13 protein-coding genes are annotated in these 18,616 nt (G+C 53.6%); 6 read left to right on the top strand and 7 right to left on the bottom strand.

Features of this window, described 5'->3' with window-relative positions; translation table 11 throughout:
* Nucleotides 1–50 precede the first annotated feature (50 nt).
* The 3 genes from hldE (at nucleotide 51) to IEW09_RS06595 (ending at nucleotide 3,138) form a co-directional block, all read left to right on the top strand.
* Entirely contained in the window at nucleotides 51–1,538 is a 1,488-nt protein-coding gene (gene hldE / locus IEW09_RS06605; RefSeq protein ID WP_188553410.1) for a bifunctional D-glycero-beta-D-manno-heptose-7-phosphate kinase/D-glycero-beta-D-manno-heptose 1-phosphate adenylyltransferase HldE, read from the top strand.
* 3 nt (nucleotides 1,539–1,541) lie between these two features.
* Nucleotides 1,542–2,522, top strand: a complete 981-nt coding sequence (rfaD, locus tag IEW09_RS06600) for an ADP-glyceromanno-heptose 6-epimerase (RefSeq protein ID WP_188553409.1) — start codon at nucleotides 1,542–1,544, stop codon at nucleotides 2,520–2,522.
* Nucleotides 2,523–2,592: 70 nt separating this feature from the next.
* The gene (locus tag IEW09_RS06595; protein WP_188553408.1) at nucleotides 2,593–3,138 is read left to right on the top strand and encodes a Dps family protein; all 546 of its coding nucleotides are present in this window, start codon (nucleotides 2,593–2,595) and stop codon (nucleotides 3,136–3,138) included.
* A gap of 49 nt (nucleotides 3,139–3,187) precedes the next feature.
* On the opposite strand, the gene IEW09_RS06590 is transcribed toward IEW09_RS06595, so the two are convergent.
* Genes IEW09_RS06590 through IEW09_RS06575 form a run of 4 tightly spaced genes read right to left on the bottom strand, consistent with a single transcriptional unit; the run spans nucleotide 3,188 to nucleotide 8,297 of the window.
* On the bottom strand, nucleotides 3,188–5,329 hold the full coding sequence (locus IEW09_RS06590) for an FUSC family protein (RefSeq protein WP_188553407.1): 2,142 nt from the start codon (nucleotides 5,327–5,329) through the stop codon (nucleotides 3,188–3,190).
* Nucleotides 5,326–6,543 (bottom strand): HlyD family secretion protein, encoded by a 1,218-nt coding sequence (locus IEW09_RS06585; RefSeq protein ID WP_188553406.1) that lies wholly within the window; start codon nucleotides 6,541–6,543, stop codon nucleotides 5,326–5,328. The genes IEW09_RS06590 and IEW09_RS06585 overlap by 4 nt, the downstream gene beginning before the upstream one ends.
* Before the next feature lie 12 nt (nucleotides 6,544–6,555).
* Nucleotides 6,556–6,825, bottom strand: a complete 270-nt coding sequence (locus IEW09_RS06580) for a YtcA family lipoprotein (RefSeq protein ID WP_188553405.1) — start codon at nucleotides 6,823–6,825, stop codon at nucleotides 6,556–6,558.
* A gap of 32 nt (nucleotides 6,826–6,857) precedes the next feature.
* Nucleotides 6,858–8,297: a TolC family protein gene (locus tag IEW09_RS06575; RefSeq protein ID WP_188553404.1), complete on the bottom strand. Its 1,440-nt coding sequence runs from the start codon at nucleotides 8,295–8,297 to the stop codon at nucleotides 6,858–6,860.
* 169 nt (nucleotides 8,298–8,466) lie between these two features.
* Between IEW09_RS06575 and IEW09_RS06570 the strand changes: the two genes are divergently transcribed.
* Nucleotides 8,467–9,327, top strand: coding sequence for an AraC family transcriptional regulator (locus tag IEW09_RS06570; RefSeq protein WP_188553403.1), 861 nt, complete (start codon nucleotides 8,467–8,469; stop codon nucleotides 9,325–9,327).
* Between the two features lie 57 nt (nucleotides 9,328–9,384).
* On the opposite strand, the gene IEW09_RS06565 is transcribed toward IEW09_RS06570, so the two are convergent.
* On the bottom strand, nucleotides 9,385–10,704 hold the full coding sequence (locus IEW09_RS06565) for a hypothetical protein (RefSeq protein ID WP_188553402.1): 1,320 nt from the start codon (nucleotides 10,702–10,704) through the stop codon (nucleotides 9,385–9,387).
* A 313-nt stretch (nucleotides 10,705–11,017) separates the two neighbouring features.
* Between IEW09_RS06565 and IEW09_RS06560 the strand changes: the two genes are divergently transcribed.
* Both IEW09_RS06560 and IEW09_RS06555 read left to right on the top strand, forming a co-directional pair.
* Nucleotides 11,018–13,846, top strand: coding sequence for a TonB-dependent receptor (locus tag IEW09_RS06560; RefSeq protein WP_188553401.1), 2,829 nt, complete (start codon nucleotides 11,018–11,020; stop codon nucleotides 13,844–13,846).
* Nucleotides 13,847–13,874: 28 nt separating this feature from the next.
* Nucleotides 13,875–15,182, top strand: a complete 1,308-nt coding sequence (locus IEW09_RS06555; RefSeq protein ID WP_188553400.1) for a YdcF family protein — start codon at nucleotides 13,875–13,877, stop codon at nucleotides 15,180–15,182.
* 65 nt (nucleotides 15,183–15,247) lie between these two features.
* On the opposite strand, the gene IEW09_RS06550 is transcribed toward IEW09_RS06555, so the two are convergent.
* Together IEW09_RS06550 and IEW09_RS06545 are read right to left on the bottom strand one after the other, a co-directional pair.
* Complete coding sequence (locus tag IEW09_RS06550) at nucleotides 15,248–16,306, bottom strand: YncE family protein (protein WP_188553399.1); 1,059 nt, start codon at nucleotides 16,304–16,306, stop codon at nucleotides 15,248–15,250.
* Between the two features lie 128 nt (nucleotides 16,307–16,434).
* Complete coding sequence (locus IEW09_RS06545) at nucleotides 16,435–18,390, bottom strand: alkaline phosphatase family protein (RefSeq protein ID WP_229739150.1); 1,956 nt, start codon at nucleotides 18,388–18,390, stop codon at nucleotides 16,435–16,437.
* Between the last annotated feature and the right edge of the window lie 226 nt (nucleotides 18,391–18,616).

The following is an 18,616-nucleotide window of genomic DNA, read 5'->3' as shown; positions in this document are numbered from 1 at the left end:
CATTCACCAGAAGATGCGATGATGGAAGATAAGGAGCCCTCCCAAAAGATATGTTGCCCGAACTCCACTCCGTCCTGAACCTTCTCGAAGGTGGTTTCAGCCAACTTAAAGTACTGGTCATCGGCGACATCATGCTGGACCGCTATATTCACGGCGATGTCGATCGTATCTCTCCTGAGGCGCCGGTTCCCGTTATCCGTCATGCCCAGCGTTATGAGCGTGCCGGCGGTGCTGCCAATGTAGCCATGAACCTGGCGGGGTTAGGTTGCCAGGCTATCCTCAGTGGTTTCTGGGGCAGCGATATGGAACAAGGCGAGCTTGCTGCCATCCTCGACCGCGCGGGCGTGGATACGGTGGGCGTAGTCTCCAGCTCGCAACCCACGATCTCGAAGACCCGTATTGTCGGACGCAACCAGCAACTGCTGCGCCTCGACATCGAGAGCCGCGATACGCCACCTGAGGTGGAGTCGAGGAGGCTTATTGATCGCGCCACCGAGCTGGTCAGCAAGGTTCACGCTGTGGTGCTTTCGGACTACGCCAAGGGTGCGCTGACCAATCAGCTCTGCGCTGCTGTTATCAACGCTGCTCGCATTGCCAAGATTCCTGTTCTGGCCGATCCGAAGACTCCGGACTTCAGTAAATATCGGGGCGCGACCACGGTATGTCCGAACCTCGGTGAACTCTCGCTTGCGACAGGCGTCTCAGCACACCAGACCGACGCCCTGCTGGCTGCAGCCCAACCGCTTATCTCTGAGAACGATTTTCAATATTTAACGGTCACGATGAGCGAGAAGGGAATCACGCTGCTTCGCCGTGACAGCAGATTTCATTCGCCGGCCCGTGCCCGTGAGGTCTTTGATGTCTCCGGTGCAGGCGATACCGTTATTGCTACTCTGGCCGCCTGCCTTGCGGGGGGGCTTCAGATTGAGACTGCCATCGAGCTTGCCAATCTGGCTGCGGGCGTCGTGGTCGGCAAGGTGGGAACGGTGCCTATCGCCCGGCACGAGTTGGTGGCCGTGCTCACGCCCAGCTCTGGGGTTACGGCTGGAGAAAAGATTCTCAGCCTCGACCATGCGAAGGTGCGCGTTGCAGAGTGGCGCGCCTCGGGGGAGACCATCGTTTTTACGAATGGCTGCTTCGATCTGCTTCACGTCGGCCACATTACCTTACTCGAAGATTGCCGCCGTTTCGGATCGAAGCTTGTGCTTGGTCTTAACGCGGATGCGTCGATTTGCCGCTTGAAAGGACCGTCGCGGCCGATCGTCGGTGAACGCGAACGTGCCCGCGTTATGGCTGCTCTTGCTGCGGTGGATGCTGTAGTTCTGTTTGAAGAAGACACGCCGCTTGAGCTGATCCGCGCTTTAAGGCCCAGTGTTCTGGTTAAAGGCGGCGACTACACCATCGAGACAGTTGTTGGCCACGAGGACGTCATCGCCGCAGGGGGACGCGTCGAGATCGTTCCCACAGTCGAAGGATTTTCTACGACAAACATCGTCAAAAAACTTACCGCGAACAACGCGCAAAATGAGGAGAACTAAACCGTGATTATTGTGACCGGCGGAGCAGGCTTTATCGGCAGCAACCTTGTACACCAACTCAATCAGATTGGCGAACGCGACATTCTGGTCGTCGACAACCTTGCTCCAGCACCTAATCTTAGTGGACCCAAGTTTCTGAATCTTGCCGGTGCCGAGTACGCGGATTACATGGACAAGAAGGAGTTTCGTGCCGCGTTGAAGGCTGGAGACTTTGAGGGAGCGAAGGTTCGCGCCATTCTGCATCAGGGTGCCTGCTCGAATACGCTCGAAGACGATGGCCGCTACATGATGGACAACAACTTTACTTACTCCAAAGAGTTGTTGCACTTCGCACTGGACAAGAAGATTCCGTTGGTCTATGCATCTACGGCGGCTGTCTATGGAGCGAGCACGGAGTTCGAGGAAGTTCCGCAGAATGAGCGGCCGCTGAATGTCTATGGCTACTCGAAGCTGGTCTTCGATAACTACCTGCGCCGCCTGATGCCTGAGATCAAGAGCACGGTTGTCGGTCTGCGTTACTTCAACGTCTATGGTCCGCGCGAACAGCATAAGGGCCGTATGGCCAGCGTCATTCATCACTTCACCCGCCAGCTTCAGGACACAGGGACGATTCGCATGTTCGAGGGATCGGGCGGTTACGGCAACGGGGAACAGCGGCGCGATTTTGTGTTTGTTAAAGATCTTGCTCGCATCAATATGTTCTTCGGCGGTCTGCTGCCTGATAGTCCGCGCAAGCCCGTACACGCTATCGTCAATGCCGGAACTGGAGAGGCGAGAACCTTTAAGGCAGTAGCGGAGGCGTTGATGCAGGTGCATGGTCCGGGGAAGATTGAGTACATTCCTTTTCCCGGAGATCTCAAGAACCGGTATCAGCACTACACGCAGGCCGATGTCGCCGGTCTTCGTTCGGCGCAGTACACGGCGCCTTTTACTTCGCTTGAAGAGGGTGTGAAGCAGACTTTTGCAGAGGAGCCTGCGCTTTAGCTTTTCGGTGTTTCATGATGATGTTTATGAAGCGCGGTAAGATAGGCAGTGTTCAGTAAGGAGCAATTTCATGAAGAAATCGAATGGATCCACGCAGACACTGAAGAGCAGGCAGGAAGCGCCGCTCGCTACTCCAACCGATCTGAAGGCAGCGGCCACAAAGGACATTTCCGCCGCAATGAACGGCATTCTGGCGGATGTATTTGCGCTCTATCTGAAGACCAAGAACTTTCATTGGCATATGAGCGGGCCGCACTTTCGCGACTATCACCTGCTGCTCGATGAGCATGGTGACCAGCTCTTTGCCATGACGGACCCTATTGCGGAGCGCGTTCGCAAGATTGGAGGAACGACGCTAAGGTCGACCGGTCACATCGCCCGACTACAGCGTATCTCCGATAATGATGCGGATTACGTTGAGCCGGAGGATATGCTCGCTGAACTGCGAGAGGACAACCTTGCCTTGACCAAGCGCCTGCGCGAGGCTCATGCAACCTGCGACGATCACGACGATGTTGCCACGGCCAGCCTGATCGAGAACTGGATCGACGAGACCGAACGGCGTACATGGTTCCTGTTTGAAGCAAGCCGCCGTGGGGATTCGACCGGCCACTAAAGAGTGGCGGCGTAGCTCGACCAGGTTGAGCTACGCCGAGCACTAATTCTCAGTGTCGCGTTGCCGGTTCTCTGCCGGCTGCTAAGTGGTGGACGACATTGAACAGGGAAGAACAGAGCCGCAGTTCTATCTGGTCGCATTCGAGCTGGCCTTTGCGTACGCGCTCTGTGTCCGAGTGCAGCCTCTCCTTCAACTGTTGATCAAGGGTAAGTGGTATGAGCAAGGGAGGCGAATCTGTTTCGACATGAAATGCGATGGTGCGCAGAAGTTCGGTACAGCGTTGCTGAACCTGAACAGCAATCTCGCTCTCGCAGGGGCACTCCGTGATGGTCTGGTGATGTATGAGGCCGGCCTTGATGAGCAGCGTGGCACGAAGCTGAGGCAGGTAATCTCTTGCACACTGTAGAAGAAGCTCGTCGGTAGGGGCTTTGGGGAAGGCCTCGAAGATAGACACATCAATCAAAGAGCGCAGCTTTCCAAAGTTGTTCATGATCGCTGAGGTCTTCTTTTCGAGAGATGCCTCTCGATATGCAGGGGCAAATGTCACCGGTTCGATCGACAGATCGGCAATCTCGCGGATGGTGACGCTGAGCAGCGGTCTGAGGGATTCGGTTGAAGTGGTGGCCCAGAGGTGATCGAAGATAAGCCACATTGCGCCGATACCCAGCACGATTCCGAGAACGGCATCGCGGGCCGCGATCAGCGTTGGGTTTAAGGAGAAACGGTTCAGGTTGACCAGCTCGTATGCAAGGACGATCTGGACACCGCAGTAAGCGATCCGCGGACTGGAGGTGGCGATCCACGCTCCGATAAAAGTTACCGATGCGAAGAGCAATGTGTAACTGAGGATGGAATCTATCTGCGGCAGGATGATGATCTGCGCGGCGAAGCCAAGGGCGCACGCGCCAAGCACTACGCCTGCGAAGCGCATCAGTTGCTTATGCCGTGCAGCACCGGTAACGGGGAGTGCGGTGAGGATGCAGGTGGCGACGGAGGCGCTGAGCCCTATCCATCCCACGCTCATGTAGAACATGTAGCAGACGATGGCGCTGAGGCCGCCACGGATTGCGAACTTGAGATGGGTGTCGCTGCTGAAGGCGTCCGAGATGAAGATTCGGCGGCGCGGCCTGTGTTGCGGACGCCTCTGCTCTTTACCAGTGCTGTCCCACATCGACTGCGAAAGGCTCTCTGCGAGGAGATCGACGGTGCGCTCGATCTCGATGAGGATCGGCGCGCTGGTCTGATATTTGCTGTCGATATCGATCCACTCGGGAATCTTGCGGTGTGAAAGGTTGTCACCGAGAAGTGAGAGATTCTGGCAGACGACGGTGCAGAGCTCTCGATCCGTAGCGGTAAGGCTGCGCTCAGTTTCGGTGAGGCTGGAGGAGAGATCGATGAGCCTGCCTGCAAGGGATACGGCGGTAGAGAGACGCTGTTGCTCTTCAAAACTGTATCCGGATTGAGCGATGAATGCTCGCAGCGTAGCTGTTCCGCGTGCGGAGTTACGGCGCAACTCGTGGATCAGCCTGCTCCAGTCTGACTCGTCGCTGATATATTGCTGCAGAACTCTTTCAGTGAGGGTGAGCCTTTGTTGAATTCCTTCGATTACGGCGTCCGGTGGATGGGTGCGTGAGAAGAGGTACTCGATTACTACAGACACAGCACAGCCGACGAGAATGACGAGCAGCGTGAACAGTGTCTGCCGGAGCCTTAGATCGGAAGAGAGCTGTTGATCCCAGATAGTGATCGCGCTTGTAAGGAAGACACCCAGCGCGAGAGCTGCCTCATAGACTCTTACAGTGCTGATGAAGTAGAAGATCGCAAAGAGACTACCCCAGACCCAGAGAAGATGGAGAAAAGGAGATCCGACGAAGAGCATTGCGCCGATCGCGACTTCAACTGTTCCCAGGGTGCATGCGCATGCGATCCAGAGAGCGGAGCGCCGTGTGGAGTGAAGGTTATCTCGCGATATGAGCAACGGATAGTATGCACCCAGCACGCCGCCCGAGATTCGGAAGACCATGATGCAGAAGGTCACGAAGGTGCAAGCCAGCACGATTCGCAAGACGAGTAACGGGCGACCGGGATAAGAGGCGAGCTCGGTCTCAAGCAGCGCCCGGAAGGACTCCAGCCACGAGGATCTGCGAGGTGCCGCGATTGCCGGAAGATCAGTGGCGGCGGTGTCGTTCATGACTTCGGCCGCATCCCCACGATGGCAACCTCGCCAACTCTCAGCCCACCCGGAGGTGGATTCGAGATTCTGACGCGCACAGGATATCGCGATGCGAGCCTCACCCAGTTGAGGGTCCTCTGAACGTCGGGAAGTCCCTGAGATAGTTTGCCTACTACGTCGGGGTCTGGTGTGACGCCGTATCCTACGCTCTCTACATAACCTTTGAGCTGCGTGTGGAGATTGGCCATGAGATAGATGTCGGCCGGAGTTCCAACTTGCAGGTGCTGAATCTGCGTCTCGCGAAAGTTGGCCAGCACCCACCAGGTTCGGGTGTCGATCAGCGTGAACAGTTGTTGTCCTATCTTGGCGTAGTCTCCTTCGGAGATGGTCATGTTGGTAACGCGTGCATCGAAGGGAGCGACGACGCTGCACTGTTCATAGTTATATTGCGCAAGGCGGACAGCGGCTGCTCTGCTCTCTCGCTGCGCGATCAGTGGAGCTAAGACGAGAACGGCTTCGGAGGATTCTTTGACCTGGGCCTCGGCCTGGGTGAGCTGCGCGATTGCCTGTTGTTTTTGGGCTGTAGTTGCGAGAAGCTTTGCCTTAGCCAAGGTGAGGGCTGAACGTGCTTGTTCAACGGCGGCGGTCTTGGCCTCGGCGAGCGATCTTGCCTTATGCACATCATCAGGCGTAACAAATTCTTTTGCCAACAACGGTTCGATGCGGTGCAGGTTACTGACGGCGTAGTCGGCATCGGCCTGCGCTTGGGTAAGAGCGGCGCTAGCCTGAGCGATGGCCGCCTCGCTTACTGCGATCTCATCGTCGGCGCGCGTTTCGTTGGCAACCGCATTCTGCCTGCTTGCATTTGAAACATCGACCGTGCTCTCTTGCGCGTTGATGCGGCGGGTCTCGTTTTCGATCTCTCCCTCAAGCCGCTTCTGCGCTGCCAGAGCGTCCTGCAAGGCATATAGGTAGGGGCGATCATCGATCTTATAAAGCAGGCTGCCTTTTTTGACGAACTCGTTATCTTTGACCGGCAGCTCCACGACCGGGCCAGCTACCAGCGGAGCCATTCCGATTACGTTTGCTACGACTTCGGCGTCGTCGGTTCGGGGATAGTTGTTGACCGCATAGATCGTCGCTGCGCCGGTGATCAGGGCACCAGCCACAATGAAACCGCTGATCAGATGTCCGCGCAGGGTGTATCTCGATGATTGTGTGTTGTCGCTCAAACAAAGACCTCGTTATCGAAAGAAGACAAGCCAAAGAAAGCAGCTCACAAAGCTGATCAGGCATGGATAAAGGAAGGGAAGCGGCCAAAGCTGATCGACGAGCTTCCAGCGCGAGAACAGATAGTGCATCAGAGTGGTGATGCCGATGGCGATAGCGCAACAGACGATCCATGCGGGGAAATACGACCCGAGGACGTTAATGGAAGGAGAGAAGGCGCATCCGCTTAGTCCCGCAACGGTTACTGAAGCGCCGAGGGCAGCGACGAATCGCTTGATTGACATGGAGAATTTACGTTCTGCGTTCTGTTGGAGGCTCACGGATGGTTGCCTTTCGGGTGGTCGGTGAGGAGGGAGCCAGTTCTGAAGGCCAGGTCCATAAATGTCTGAAGTACCTGGGTGCGAGCGGTCACATCGACGGCTCTTGCCTGTGCGAGATCACGCTCGGCAGAGAGCACGTCGAGAATGTTACGGACGCCGTCTTTGTAGGATTCGACCGATGCGTTGTATGACTCGGACGAGGCGTTGAGCAGAGAGGTCGCTGCCACTCGTTGCTGCAAGGCAGTGGTGGCGTCAGCGTAGTCTCCCCATACATGGTCGGCGATCTTATCTTCGCGCTCGCGAACCTCTTCTTCGGCAGCGGCTCGCTCGGCCTTTGCCTGCGAGATCCGGTTTTCTCGCTTTAGGCCATCAAATACGGTCCAGGTAAGGCTGAGCTTGGCGTCGTAGGTATAGGTCTTGCCGTAGGTCCCTTCGTAGCTTTCCTGTTGTCCCCAGGCGCGAAGCCAGCCTTTGGAGCCGTCGAACTCGAGTTTGGGGTAGTAAGCGGAGTGTGCGTATTTCAGCTCTGCGTCGGCAGCCTTTACATGTTCGATGTCGGACAGCAGATCGGGGCGAGTCTGGTAAGCGCTCTGGATAGCCTCTTCGACCGTTTGATTCATGGTGTCGGGAATCACAAGGTCTTTGAGCTCCTGAACCTTGAAGGGGCTGGTGGGAGACGCGGTCATGACGGTGGAAAGATCGCCGAACGCGGTCTTTTCGGCACCCAGCGTGCTTTGCAGCTCGTAATCTGCCTTGGCCGTTGCAGCACGTGCCTCAAGCAGATCGGGCAGAGTCGCCAGACCATTTGCCTTGCGATCACGGACGGCGTCTTCGACGGTCTGCGCGTCGTGCAGGTTAACTTCGGCCGCCTCGCGAAGTCCGATTGTATTGAGGAGCTTGTAGTAGGCAGACGACACTTGCTGGATGAGAACCAGCTGCTCGTTGTTGAAGCTGAGGTTGGCCGCAAGCAGTCGCGCCTTGGAGGCGTCGATCTCGTCACGCCTCGCTCCAAAGTCGACCAGCGTGTAGTTGATCTTCAATGCTGTTTCGAAGGCGCCGATATCCTGAATTACGAAAGTTTTATAGAGCAGCGGCGGGTTGAGGAAGGTGCTTCCGGCTGCTGCCGCAATAATCGTCGGGTAAAGCTCGCTTTTGGCGATGCCAACCGATGCGGCCGCAGCTCGTGCGCGCGCCCATGCGGCATGGGTGGAGGGGTTGTTTTCCTCGGCGATGTCGATCAATTGCCCAAGGGTGTATACCGTGTCGTTGTCCAAGGTCGCTTCGTGGCGATAGAGCGGGGTGGGGCCGCTTCCGAAGAGATTGTGAGTCGGTTGCCACGGAGCGTCGGGAGACAGCGGAGCATGTTGTGCGTGGAGTGGCTGGAATGCTGTAAGGATCAGCACCAGAGGTAAAAATAGTCCAGATAATCGGCTCACAGTTAGATTGTGGCAACCGATCAGGTTATTAATCTTGTATGAAATCGCTTTTTGGGGCGCTAAGTTAAATAACTGGTATCGTTTAAGTATGGCCAGTGAGCTTCAAGCGGACGGTTCCTTATCCTTGAAGTCCGATACTTCGCAGATCCTAAGTGCTTTTGAATCAGAGGTGCAACATGATCACGGCGACAGGCCGCTGATGGATGGCGACCGTGCGCGAATCTGGAGACATGCGGGTCTCGATGGGGTGGAACTTTTTCAGGGCTCGTACCAGAACTACGAGTTTGCACGACACTTTCATCGGGTTCCTGCAATCGGTGTGGTGGACCGCGGGGCGATGAGCTTCTACTGCCGAAGCGCAAATCATGTGCTCGGAAGGGGAACGGTACTGCTGTTGAATCCGGGGGAGACTCATGCTCCTTCGCCGGCAGATTCATTAGGGTGGAGCTTTCGGGTGTTCTACCTGGACAAGACGTTTCTTAAGTCGATGGCGTCGGATGCCTCGATGCAGACCCTGAGATTCAAGCAGCCTTTTGTGGAGGATCGCGAACTGGCCTCCAGCCTCTTTCGGCTTCACGTTGCACTGGAGAGAGACGGCGACAGGCTGCACTTTGAATCTCTGCTTTGCTCCATCTTTTCACGTGCGGTTGAGCGATACTCCGAGTCTGTAAATCGTGATGCTGAACCGGAGCTCGACAAAACGTCGATTGGGACGGCGCTGCAGTATATGGAAGCGAATTATAGGCAGAATCTCAGCCTGGCAGAGCTTGCCGCTCTCTCGCCGTATGGAGCTTCTCATTTTCTGAGGATGTTTAAAGAGATCGTCGGCTTGACCCCACGAGACTATCTGACGCAGTTTCGTATTGAGATGGCAACATCGCTTCTGCAGTTGGGTATGCCACTTGTCGATGTTGCCTATATGGCGGGATTCACTGACCAGAGCCACTTCACCAAGAAGTTCAAACGTGTTCTGGGAGTAACACCGGGCCAGTACATGTTCATGGCAAAGACGTCGGGAACGTCGAGGTAATCTCAGAGTTGCAGGCGGAAGACACTAGAATTGCCTTTTATCTGACAGAAGTGATCGTTATTTTTTAATACGCCAGGCAAGAATGCTGTTTTTTACAGCACTCCCGCTCATGTTGTCGGTTCCGAGAACAACTTCGAAGTGTGGGAGGCTTCCATCAGCACGTCTCAACTGTTTAAGGAATGGCAATAATTGCGAATCGTCCGATACGAAATCCAGAGCGGATTCGGTGCCTGCAATTGTTGTGCCTTCAAGGATAAGTACGTTTCCATTTCCGCTAAGGTTGGGCAAATAAGCGACAACACCATAGACGTGATGCTGATTTTCAGTGTGAATAGAATCCCATTCCCGAGGCTCATTTCCTATGGGAGTGCGGTTGATAACCGCCGACTTATCATGCAGCCGGTCATAAGAGAAAACAAAGTTCATGTCGTGCTCAAATAACAGAACCCATGGATTAGCTTCCGATGCTCCACTGAGAATGATATTGCCCTGCTTTAAATCGTTGGGCCTTAGATCGCGCGTATAGCGTGCGTCGAGCTTGCTTTTCTCTAATTGTGAGATCTGCGAGAAATACTGAATCATTTCGACGTCAATCATCGACGTATATCGCCCCTGGGCGATCTGTACTGCTTCTTTCTGAAGAGGCGTAGCTGTTGCCGGGATTGTGGTCCTATAGTTGCCGCTCAGATATTCCTCCAGAGGAACATCTCGCTTCATCATTCCTTGCCAAACCACTAAATTGCTATCGGCCAGGACAAGTGTGGTTTGCTGACCTGGAATGAACATCTGGCTCCAGAGGGGATGAGTCGCTACATGGGTTGGCGGGGCCTTCTTAAAAAAGCCAAGATCTTTTAGCGACAACAGCAAAACAACGATTGCAAGAACTGCCACCAGACTCCATGCCACGGCGGTTCCGGTTGAACGGCTTCTTGCGATGTGGGGTGACTCAACGGGTAAATCCACTGAACCTGGAATCGGCATTGGCGAAGTGGGAGGTATAGGCTCTTTGGAGGGGCGTGGCTCGAAGAAGGGGATATAGCCCCCTCGGGGAATCACAATCCTGACCGGCTCATCTATTCCTTCGCCCTCAAAGTAGAGGTCGAGCCTCTGCCGAAGACGACTAACCTGCGCCCTAACGATCCCATCATTAGCAGAATCGTAATCACGTGACCGACCGAAGACAGCTTCGCCAATATTCTGTTCGCTGAGCTCATCTGCTCTACCGTCCAGGGCGACATTGCAGACATAGAGAAGCAAGGTCGAAAGACGTTCTGCTTTTGCAAAGAGCGATGAGGCGACAACACGACTTACGAGTTCGCGACGAGGATCAGTCGCCGAAGCTCCGGGGTTAGCTGCCTCTTTTTCGACGAAGATCATTCTTTGACCATGAAGAATCTTAGTTAAGCAGTCTCATGTAAACCCCATGTAAACATGGCTGAAACAGTGCATTCACTGTATCAGATACTTCTGTATCTACTACATCTTTTGTAATTTCAAGCTGTTGCGCTCTGTATCCTGGGTGTTGCAGTGACGTTGCAGTGATTTGTTTTGATGACTGCGAATTACGGTGCTAATCCTATGCGAGCTGATATGGCAACCGGGCCGAGCTGGTCCATTTCCGGTTTTCACCAACTATGCTTTAGGAGACAGTGACGTGATCCGCAATCTTTGTTTACAGCTTTTCTTATTATTGGCAGCTTTTCCTGTTGCTTCGTTTGCACAGGCAAATGCTGTAGATGCTGCAGTAAACGGCTACGTCTTAGATCCTTCGAAAAGTGCGATCTCAGGCGCCCATAACACGCTCATCAATGTCAGCACTGGAGTTTCTCAGGAAGTGACGACCGACGGGAAGGGGTATTACCGCTTTCCGCTCGTGCCGGTAGGAGTTTACCGTCTTACTACGGTGGCTGATGGATTCCAGACAAATACGCTCCAGAATATTGTGCTCAGTGTTGGTCAGGAAGCGAGAGTGGATATCTCTTTGGCTGTAGGAAGTACCGCGCAGACGGTTGAGGTCGAGGCCGGTTCGGATATTGTAGACACTGGAACTTCAACCGTGGGCGCAGTGCTTGACCGCAAGGAGATTGAAAATCTGCCGATCCTGTCGCGCCAGGCATACAACTTCCTCCTCCTTTCGCCTGGTGTCATTGGAATGCCAACGAGTACGTTCTCGACAACTCAGTTTACCTTTGGCGGAACAGAGCGCTCTCAATGGAACCTCGATGGTCTTGATGATACCCAGCATGGAGGGAACCGACAGATCCGCCTCATCATCGTGACTCCTGAAGCGATTGCACAAACGCAGACTCTAGCCAATGGCTATTCTGCCGAATTTGGAAGGGCAGCAGGCGGACAGATCAACGTGGTTTTGAAGTCAGGGACTAACCAGTTTCACGGCTCGGCACTTGGGCAGTGGCGCCCCACCGACTTGCAAGCAATCCCCACGCTCGCTACTGTCCAGCCCGATCGTAGCTGGTATGACGAAGCCTTTACTTTGGGGGGGCCGATCATCAAAGACAGGCTCTTCTTCTTCGGGCAGTTCGAAAACAACCCTTACACCCTTCCGAATGCCATCACCATCACTCCTGCCAATGCTGCCGCACTTGGATTGCCCAGTAATGAGATTGGCACCGCACCTTTCGGAGAGACCTACCGCACCTTCGTCGGTAAAGTGGACTATACGCTGAACTCGAAGAATAGCGGTTATGTTCGCTATGCACGTTTCACCAACCATCAACCTAATAACGATAGCGGCCTTAGTATTGTAGATCGCGGCTCTCGCTACGTTGACCATCAGAACGGGGGCGGAGTTCAATTGGCTACCGTGCTATCGAGTACGCTACTCAACGAACTTCGATTTGGCACCATTCAACGCGATACTGGAGATTTTCCGGTTGTCAGCAGCTCACCTGCGGGAAGCGTCTTGATCAATATCAGCAGCGTTGCAAATATTGGTTTCAGCCCCCTGACCACCACGACTACAACCGAACGTAGTACAAGTGTGCTCGACAATCTGACCTGGACACGTGGACGTCACACCATGAAATTTGGAGTGGAGTATGACCACGAACTTTTTGCGAATCTCTCGGGAACTGCGCCTACCTTTACCTTCGGTGGACTTGCTGCGCAGAACGGACGTCCTGCTGTCAGCGCTCTTAACCAATATCTGGATACTGTCGCCGGAAAGGTAGACCCTGCAACTGGGCTGCCTTTCACATATACAAACCTTACCGCATACAGTGGTAATCCCGAAGTTCGCATTGCCTTCAACTTCATGAATGCATTTGCGCAGGACGAGATTCGTGTTACTCCCAATCTGAATATCAATGTCGGTGCACGCTATGAGGTTATCCTCTTTCCGACCTTCGATCCTCTTGCTCCTTATTCGCTTTCGCGTAGCGTACCCAATGACTACAAAGATATTGCACCGCGGCTCGGACTGACATGGTCTCCATTTGGAAACCAAAAGACGACTGTCCACGCAGCCTATGGTATGTACTACGATGTACCCGGCCTGGCAACTTTTTATAACGCGGCGCAAGTGAATGGACATCGCTTGCTGAACTATCTGGTGACAGGCAGTACGCCAGGGTCGCCCGTCTTTCCTACCGTTCCGCAGTTCACTGGCGGTGCCTTTCAGGTTCCTCCCAGCATTACTGCCTTCGATCAGAACTTTCACAATACTTACCAGCAGCAAGCCAATATGCAGGTTCAACAGGAGCTTGGAGCAAACTTTCAACTTACTATCGGCTATCAGTTCGCAGGACTGCGTCATGGACTTTACTATGCGGATACAAATTTGACTGCGACGGGCCAGACACTCGCCGATGGGCGACCGGTCTTCGCTGGCACTGCTCATCGTCCCAACGCTAGCTTTGGAGCTATTAATCTTGTTCATTCGGGAACGACGTCCAGTTTCACTGGCGGCTTTCTTACGTTGCAAAAGCGGCTTTCAAATGGTCTCGAGTTCACCGCCAACTATATGTACTCGCATGCGCTTGATGACAACATTGGAGAGGGGGGAAGCATCAGCGATCCTACCAACCTCCATCGCGACTATGGCAATGCAGACAGTGATATTCGTCATAATCTCGTTCTTCAGGGACTTTATCAACCCAAGCTGAGCGAGTCGTCCTTGCGTTGGCTCAATGGTTTTGAAATCTCCACAATTACCTACATGAACTCTGGATTTCCTATCAATGTGACGGCCGGCACAGATCTCAACAATGATGGTGTCGTCAATGATCGGCCTCTCTTTGAAAGCCGCAACAGTTTTCGCGGGCGGGGATTCTCTCAGGTAAGCGCACAGGTCAAACGCTACTTTGATATAGGTGAGCATGTTCATCTCTCCGCGTTCATCGGGGCGGAGAACCTTCTCAATACCAACAATCTGAATTGCAACACCACCACAGGATGCACCGGCGCCGTCATCAGTACGGCAAACTCAAGCGACCTGTTTCGAGAAACCGCTGCGGGTACTTCACGCAACGTACAGATCGGAGCAAGCTTGAAGTTTTAAAGAAGAGTGGAGGTCTTCGCATATTGCGGTGGCCTCCACATTCAAGATCACCGGATATCGTTTGATGGAGACCCCAGCGCCTATGTTCCTGCGCCATTTTCAGATTTTTTTCTTAGCCATTGCAGTTCTTACTCCTCATAATTTCGCGGAAGTATTTCCAGCAAAAAAGCCGCTACCGCTGCATTCTGTTATCGAGGACAAGAACTTTTACCTTCTATCGCTCTTCCAAACTAATACAGAAATCAGCAACGTATTAGCATCGGATAAAGCTCTTGAACAGCTAAATTCGATGCGACAGCAACGTCTAAAGCTGGCATTGCAGACCTGCCACCAGAATTCGGATTGTCTGTTACGGCCTCTTACGTGGGCCGATGAAGATATTCAGTCTGTCTCCATCGCACTGACCAGGATTTATCAGAGCAACCCGGATGTCAGGAAGATTATTGACCGCGAGCTGCAGGAGAGTGGAGCTTATGTGCTCTATCAACAGCGAGGAGGACAAGACCTTCTTGTAAGTGCGTGGGTGCTCTGCGCTCACGGGCTTAACGATGTGCTCGCAGTTTACGGCGAGGGAAGTCGGCCACGCTATCCGAAGATAGATTCCATATCTTTTGATACACATTCGGCTGATTTTCTGGAGCGCGTTACTTCACTTACAGAGCAGATATCTGCAGTAACGGACAAACTATTCTTTGAACCTTCTCTCACGGCTGCACTGCAGTTGCTGGCTTTGAATCATCGCGATGAGGCTGGCCGTTTTGAACCGATGCAGGAGAAGATTAATAAAGCTGCTCTTCGGTCTATCTCATCGACCCATTGGGACCGCTACGCGTTCTCAGTCATTGTGGTTCCAGGGGAAGGGCCGGAAGATCCAAATGTCGCTCTCGCCGAAGTTGGACGCAAACGGACTGCTTTGGCCGCTGAGGCATATCACGCTGGTAAAGCTCCTTTCATCCTGGTGTCAGGTGGGTATGTGCATCCATCGCAGACACATTTTGCAGAGGCAATAGAGATGAAAAAAGCACTTCTACGCGATTATCACGTTCCGGAAGAGGCAATTCTCGTAGATCCGCATGCTCGGCACACGACGACCAATATGCGCAACGCTGTACGAGAGATCTATCGATACGGTATGCCGATGAACAAACCAGCGCTTGTTGTCAGCGACCCTTCACAGATCACGTATATTCAGAGTCAATCCTTAGCAGAGCGTTGTCGGAAGGAGTTGGGCTATGTGCCGTATAAGATTGTCGCGCGGCCTTCAAATACCAGCCTTATCTTCTTGCCAAGCATCGAGTCTCTACAACAAAACCCTATGGATCCATTAGATCCATAGGACTGCGACCTTTATTGAAGTTGCTTTGAGGTTGTATGCTCTTAGGCAATCAATCTTGTCTTTGCTTAACGGGATACAACGAAGACAGAGAAGCTTCCTGGAATAGGGGTGGGACGATAGCGCAGTTCTTCGGAGACGTTTCCGGAGTTGAGGCCATATTTGGCGGTAACCAGATACGCTTTTCCATCCTTGTGATTGACGACCATCGTTCGTGCCCCGGCCTCTGTGTTAACGCTTCGCAGCACGGTATAGCGAAGCGGCGATTCGCGACGAAATATAGTGAGTGAACCCGCCGGATCAGCGAGGAAGAGCAGGTTTAGCCGGGGATCGAAATCGAGATCGCCTGCGTCCTTAGGAGCATCACCGATGGCCTTGACCTGCCCGTTTGTGGCATCGACAGCGACAAGTTTGTGATCTTCACAGGTGGTGAACAGTTCGTGGTGTTGAGCATCAATAGCAAGACCGGAGGGCCCAGTGCATGGTGTGAGAGTCCATGATGCTGTGACTTTACGCGAAACTGCGTCGATGCGCTGGATTTCACCGCGAGCAGGAAGTGCCACGAAGATTCCACCTTTGCCATCGCCTATGGCAGAACCAGGGTGACCTGCAAGAGGAATTGTCGAGACGATCTGGTTGGTCGATGTGTCGATTACTGCGACGTTGCGAGCGCGATAGCTGAAGGCAAAGATTAGCTTAGTTGCAGAGTCAAAGATGATGGCGTCAGGAATAGGATCGGTAGGAATAGACGCGATCAATTTGAAAGAAACGCGATCAAAGATGCGAACAAAGCCTGCCGTGCCGTCGGTGACATCGGTAGCGTAGCCATACCTACCGGAGTCATCAAGAGCGAGGTCACGCAGATTCGACATACCTTGAATCTCTCCCAAGGCTTTGCCGGTATCGGTATCGACGACAGAGATGCGATTTGTGCGAGGAATATAGAGCCGATGGGCTGCAGGATCTATAGCGAGAAAGCCCCATCCGCCCTTGCCACCGATGTTCCATTGATCTTGAATGTGAAAGCTGTGAGGAGTGGTGGGGGTAGTTGCACTTGAAGGAGCTACTACTGTAGCCACAATGAAGAGGATTCCGACGAGTGTTGAGGCGGAGCGAACGATGCGCATACAGGCGTTCCTTTGTATTCTTCGACCTAAGTAAAAAGTATTGTTACTGCGGTTGGAGTGATCCTAAAATGCGCTTCGACGGCCAATGATTATTGGCCGTCGAAGCGATTCACAAAATTTAATCATGCTTAGCGGTTGTGAGAGAAACTGAAGTCGTCCATGAGGTCGCCGATAGCTGGGCTATTGGTCGGCACATACGGATTGCTCTCTCTCTGGATCGGATTCGGCAGATTGTCACGGCTACGGCTGCTGATAGTTGGAAGATCCCAGTTCTTCTCGATGAACTTCATGAGAGATACATGATCACCATATTCGTGGGATACATGACCTCCTTCGGAGTACTTCGAGACGACAATGAGAGGAATACGAGTGCCATCACCGAAGAAGTCAACGGGCTGAATGTATCCCGAGTCGTAGTATCCGCCGCCTTCATCTTCAGTGATGAATATAGCGGTGTTGTCCCACAGTTTAGGATTGGCCTTGACCTGATCGATGATCTTTTTTGTAAAGCCTTCGAACAGATCGAGTTTGGATGATGCCGGATGCCCGTCATTGAAGCCGCTGGGCTTGACGATGGAGACAGGCGGCAGATTGCCGGTGTCAATGTCCTCATAGAGTTCAGTTGTGTCCGCGATATATTGTTGGCGGGCAGCCTGAGTACCCATAAACTGTGTCTGATATTGGAAGGGATTACAGATGTTGCAGTACTCGTCGAAGGTGTTGGATTCGGTGGGATCGGTAACGTAGAGGTCCCAATCTTCGCCGAAGTATTTGAAGGGAACATGGTGAGCCACGAGGTCATCGCCGATGCTCTTCTGGCTGGTGGGCGGGATCGTATAAGGAGAGAGCTGCGAGGCGAGAGTTCCGTCTCCGTTGTAGCCGGGGTTGTAATTGTTTACCAGGTAGTAGTCGCCCTTCACACAGTTTGTTTTGATGGGACGCTGAAGGGATTGGAGATAGTTGGTAACGGCGGGCACTCCCGGCTGGCTGATGTCGCCGCAGTTTACGTAGCTGCCGCCTGAATAGCCATCCTGATCGTAGTAGTCATTGGTGGATGTCTGCGGGTTGGGGTTTTCAATCTGGTTGGTCGGGGGACGTACGGCCACTCCATGAGGATTGGTATAGAAGATGGCATCACCAAAACCAAACATGATGTGGTTGGCGCCTGTGCCTCCCATGACGGACTGATGAAAGTTGTCGCTGATGGTGTACTTATCTGCGAGTTCCTTGAAATAAGGAGCATCGCCCTGCGCCATGTTGTAGAAGCCCATTGATGTGGCACCTTCGCCGGTGGTGGTGTCGTCGAAGTTGCTAGGCTGCGGATTACCATTGCTGCCCGTACCGACCGAGACCTCAACCCAAGGGAACAGATCGTTCTGGCAACCGCTGGGATTGTCGAAGGTGGCGTAGTCGGCATTGCAGTCGGTCTGCTGCCACATCTGGAAGAAGCGATGCACGGGGCTGTTGGTGTAGGCGTCGTACGGCATCTTCGGCCCGCTGAGTTGGTAGACGCCTTCGCGCAGATAAGTGGCGTTGGAGATGCGTGTATCGATTTGTCCCGCGGGAATGCCAGTCGCTCCTGTGAGTAGGAACCGGTCATAAGCTTTGGCGAGACCATGGTCGGCAAGTTTTGCGACCTTCAGCGTGGTGAAAGGAGCTGGGCCTGCGACGGTAGGAGCTTCCGGCCCGCCTGCGAGTACGGCTGGGAGGACGCCATAGATGCTCTTGGATTGGGGGCTATTGGTGTAGGTTCCACTGCCTGCGGTGGTGCTGTCCAGCGCCGAGAACTGCGCAGAGAGAGCATAATTCGGGCCGGGCTTACCGTTTGCTCTGATGATGCCCTTTGAGAGCAGGTTAGATACGGTTTCACCTTCACGGGGCGTATAAGTGGCGAAGACATGATCGAAGGTGCGGTTTTCACCGATGATAACAATGACGTGCTTAATAGGCGTCGTCGTGTGTGGCTCAGAATTCTGGGCGTAAGCGGATTGTGGCATTGCCGCAAACACTTGCAGCGCAATCAACATCATCGCGCCACACTTCAATGTCCCGTTAGGGGCGTTGATTTTACGTTTTGATTTCACGGTGTAACCTCCGAAAATACTGAGGCGACGGCAGCATCCGTTGGGGATGCATCCTCGGTGGTGTAACCGTAGAGCCAGCGGCTCCAGAAATGCGTCAATGAAAAATGAAATGATGAATAATTGTGCTTACGTTCCAGACGGCGATCCGTCTGCGAAGGCTCGCTTGCTCCGCTCGCATTCGGAACCTGCTTGAGTGCAGAGCGGTCTTTTGAGCCAAAGCACGGAA

The organism is Edaphobacter dinghuensis (assembly GCF_014640335.1).
GTDB classification, from domain to species: Bacteria; Acidobacteriota; Terriglobia; order Terriglobales; family Acidobacteriaceae; genus Edaphobacter; species Edaphobacter dinghuensis.
The sequence above is the reverse complement of the archived record's forward strand: the minus strand, read 5'-3'. Positions and strand labels throughout refer to the sequence as shown.

Bases quoted from the DNA above. Each gene is read 5' to 3' on its own strand.
- hldE (WP_188553410.1), top strand. From the start codon at position 51: ATGTTGCCCGAACTCCACTCCGTCCTGAACCTTCTCGAAGGTGGTTTC.
- IEW09_RS06595 (WP_188553408.1), top strand. From the start codon at position 2,593: ATGAAGAAATCGAATGGATCCACGCAGACACTGAAGAGCAGGCAGGAA.
- IEW09_RS06590 (WP_188553407.1), bottom strand. From the start codon at position 5,329: ATGAACGACACCGCCGCCACTGATCTTCCGGCAATCGCGGCACCTCGC.
- IEW09_RS06580 (WP_188553405.1), bottom strand. From the start codon at position 6,825: ATGTCAATCAAGCGATTCGTCGCTGCCCTCGGCGCTTCAGTAACCGTT.
- IEW09_RS06565 (WP_188553402.1), bottom strand. From the start codon at position 10,704: ATGATCTTCGTCGAAAAAGAGGCAGCTAACCCCGGAGCTTCGGCGACT.
- IEW09_RS06550 (WP_188553399.1), bottom strand. From the start codon at position 16,306: ATGCGCATCGTTCGCTCCGCCTCAACACTCGTCGGAATCCTCTTCATT.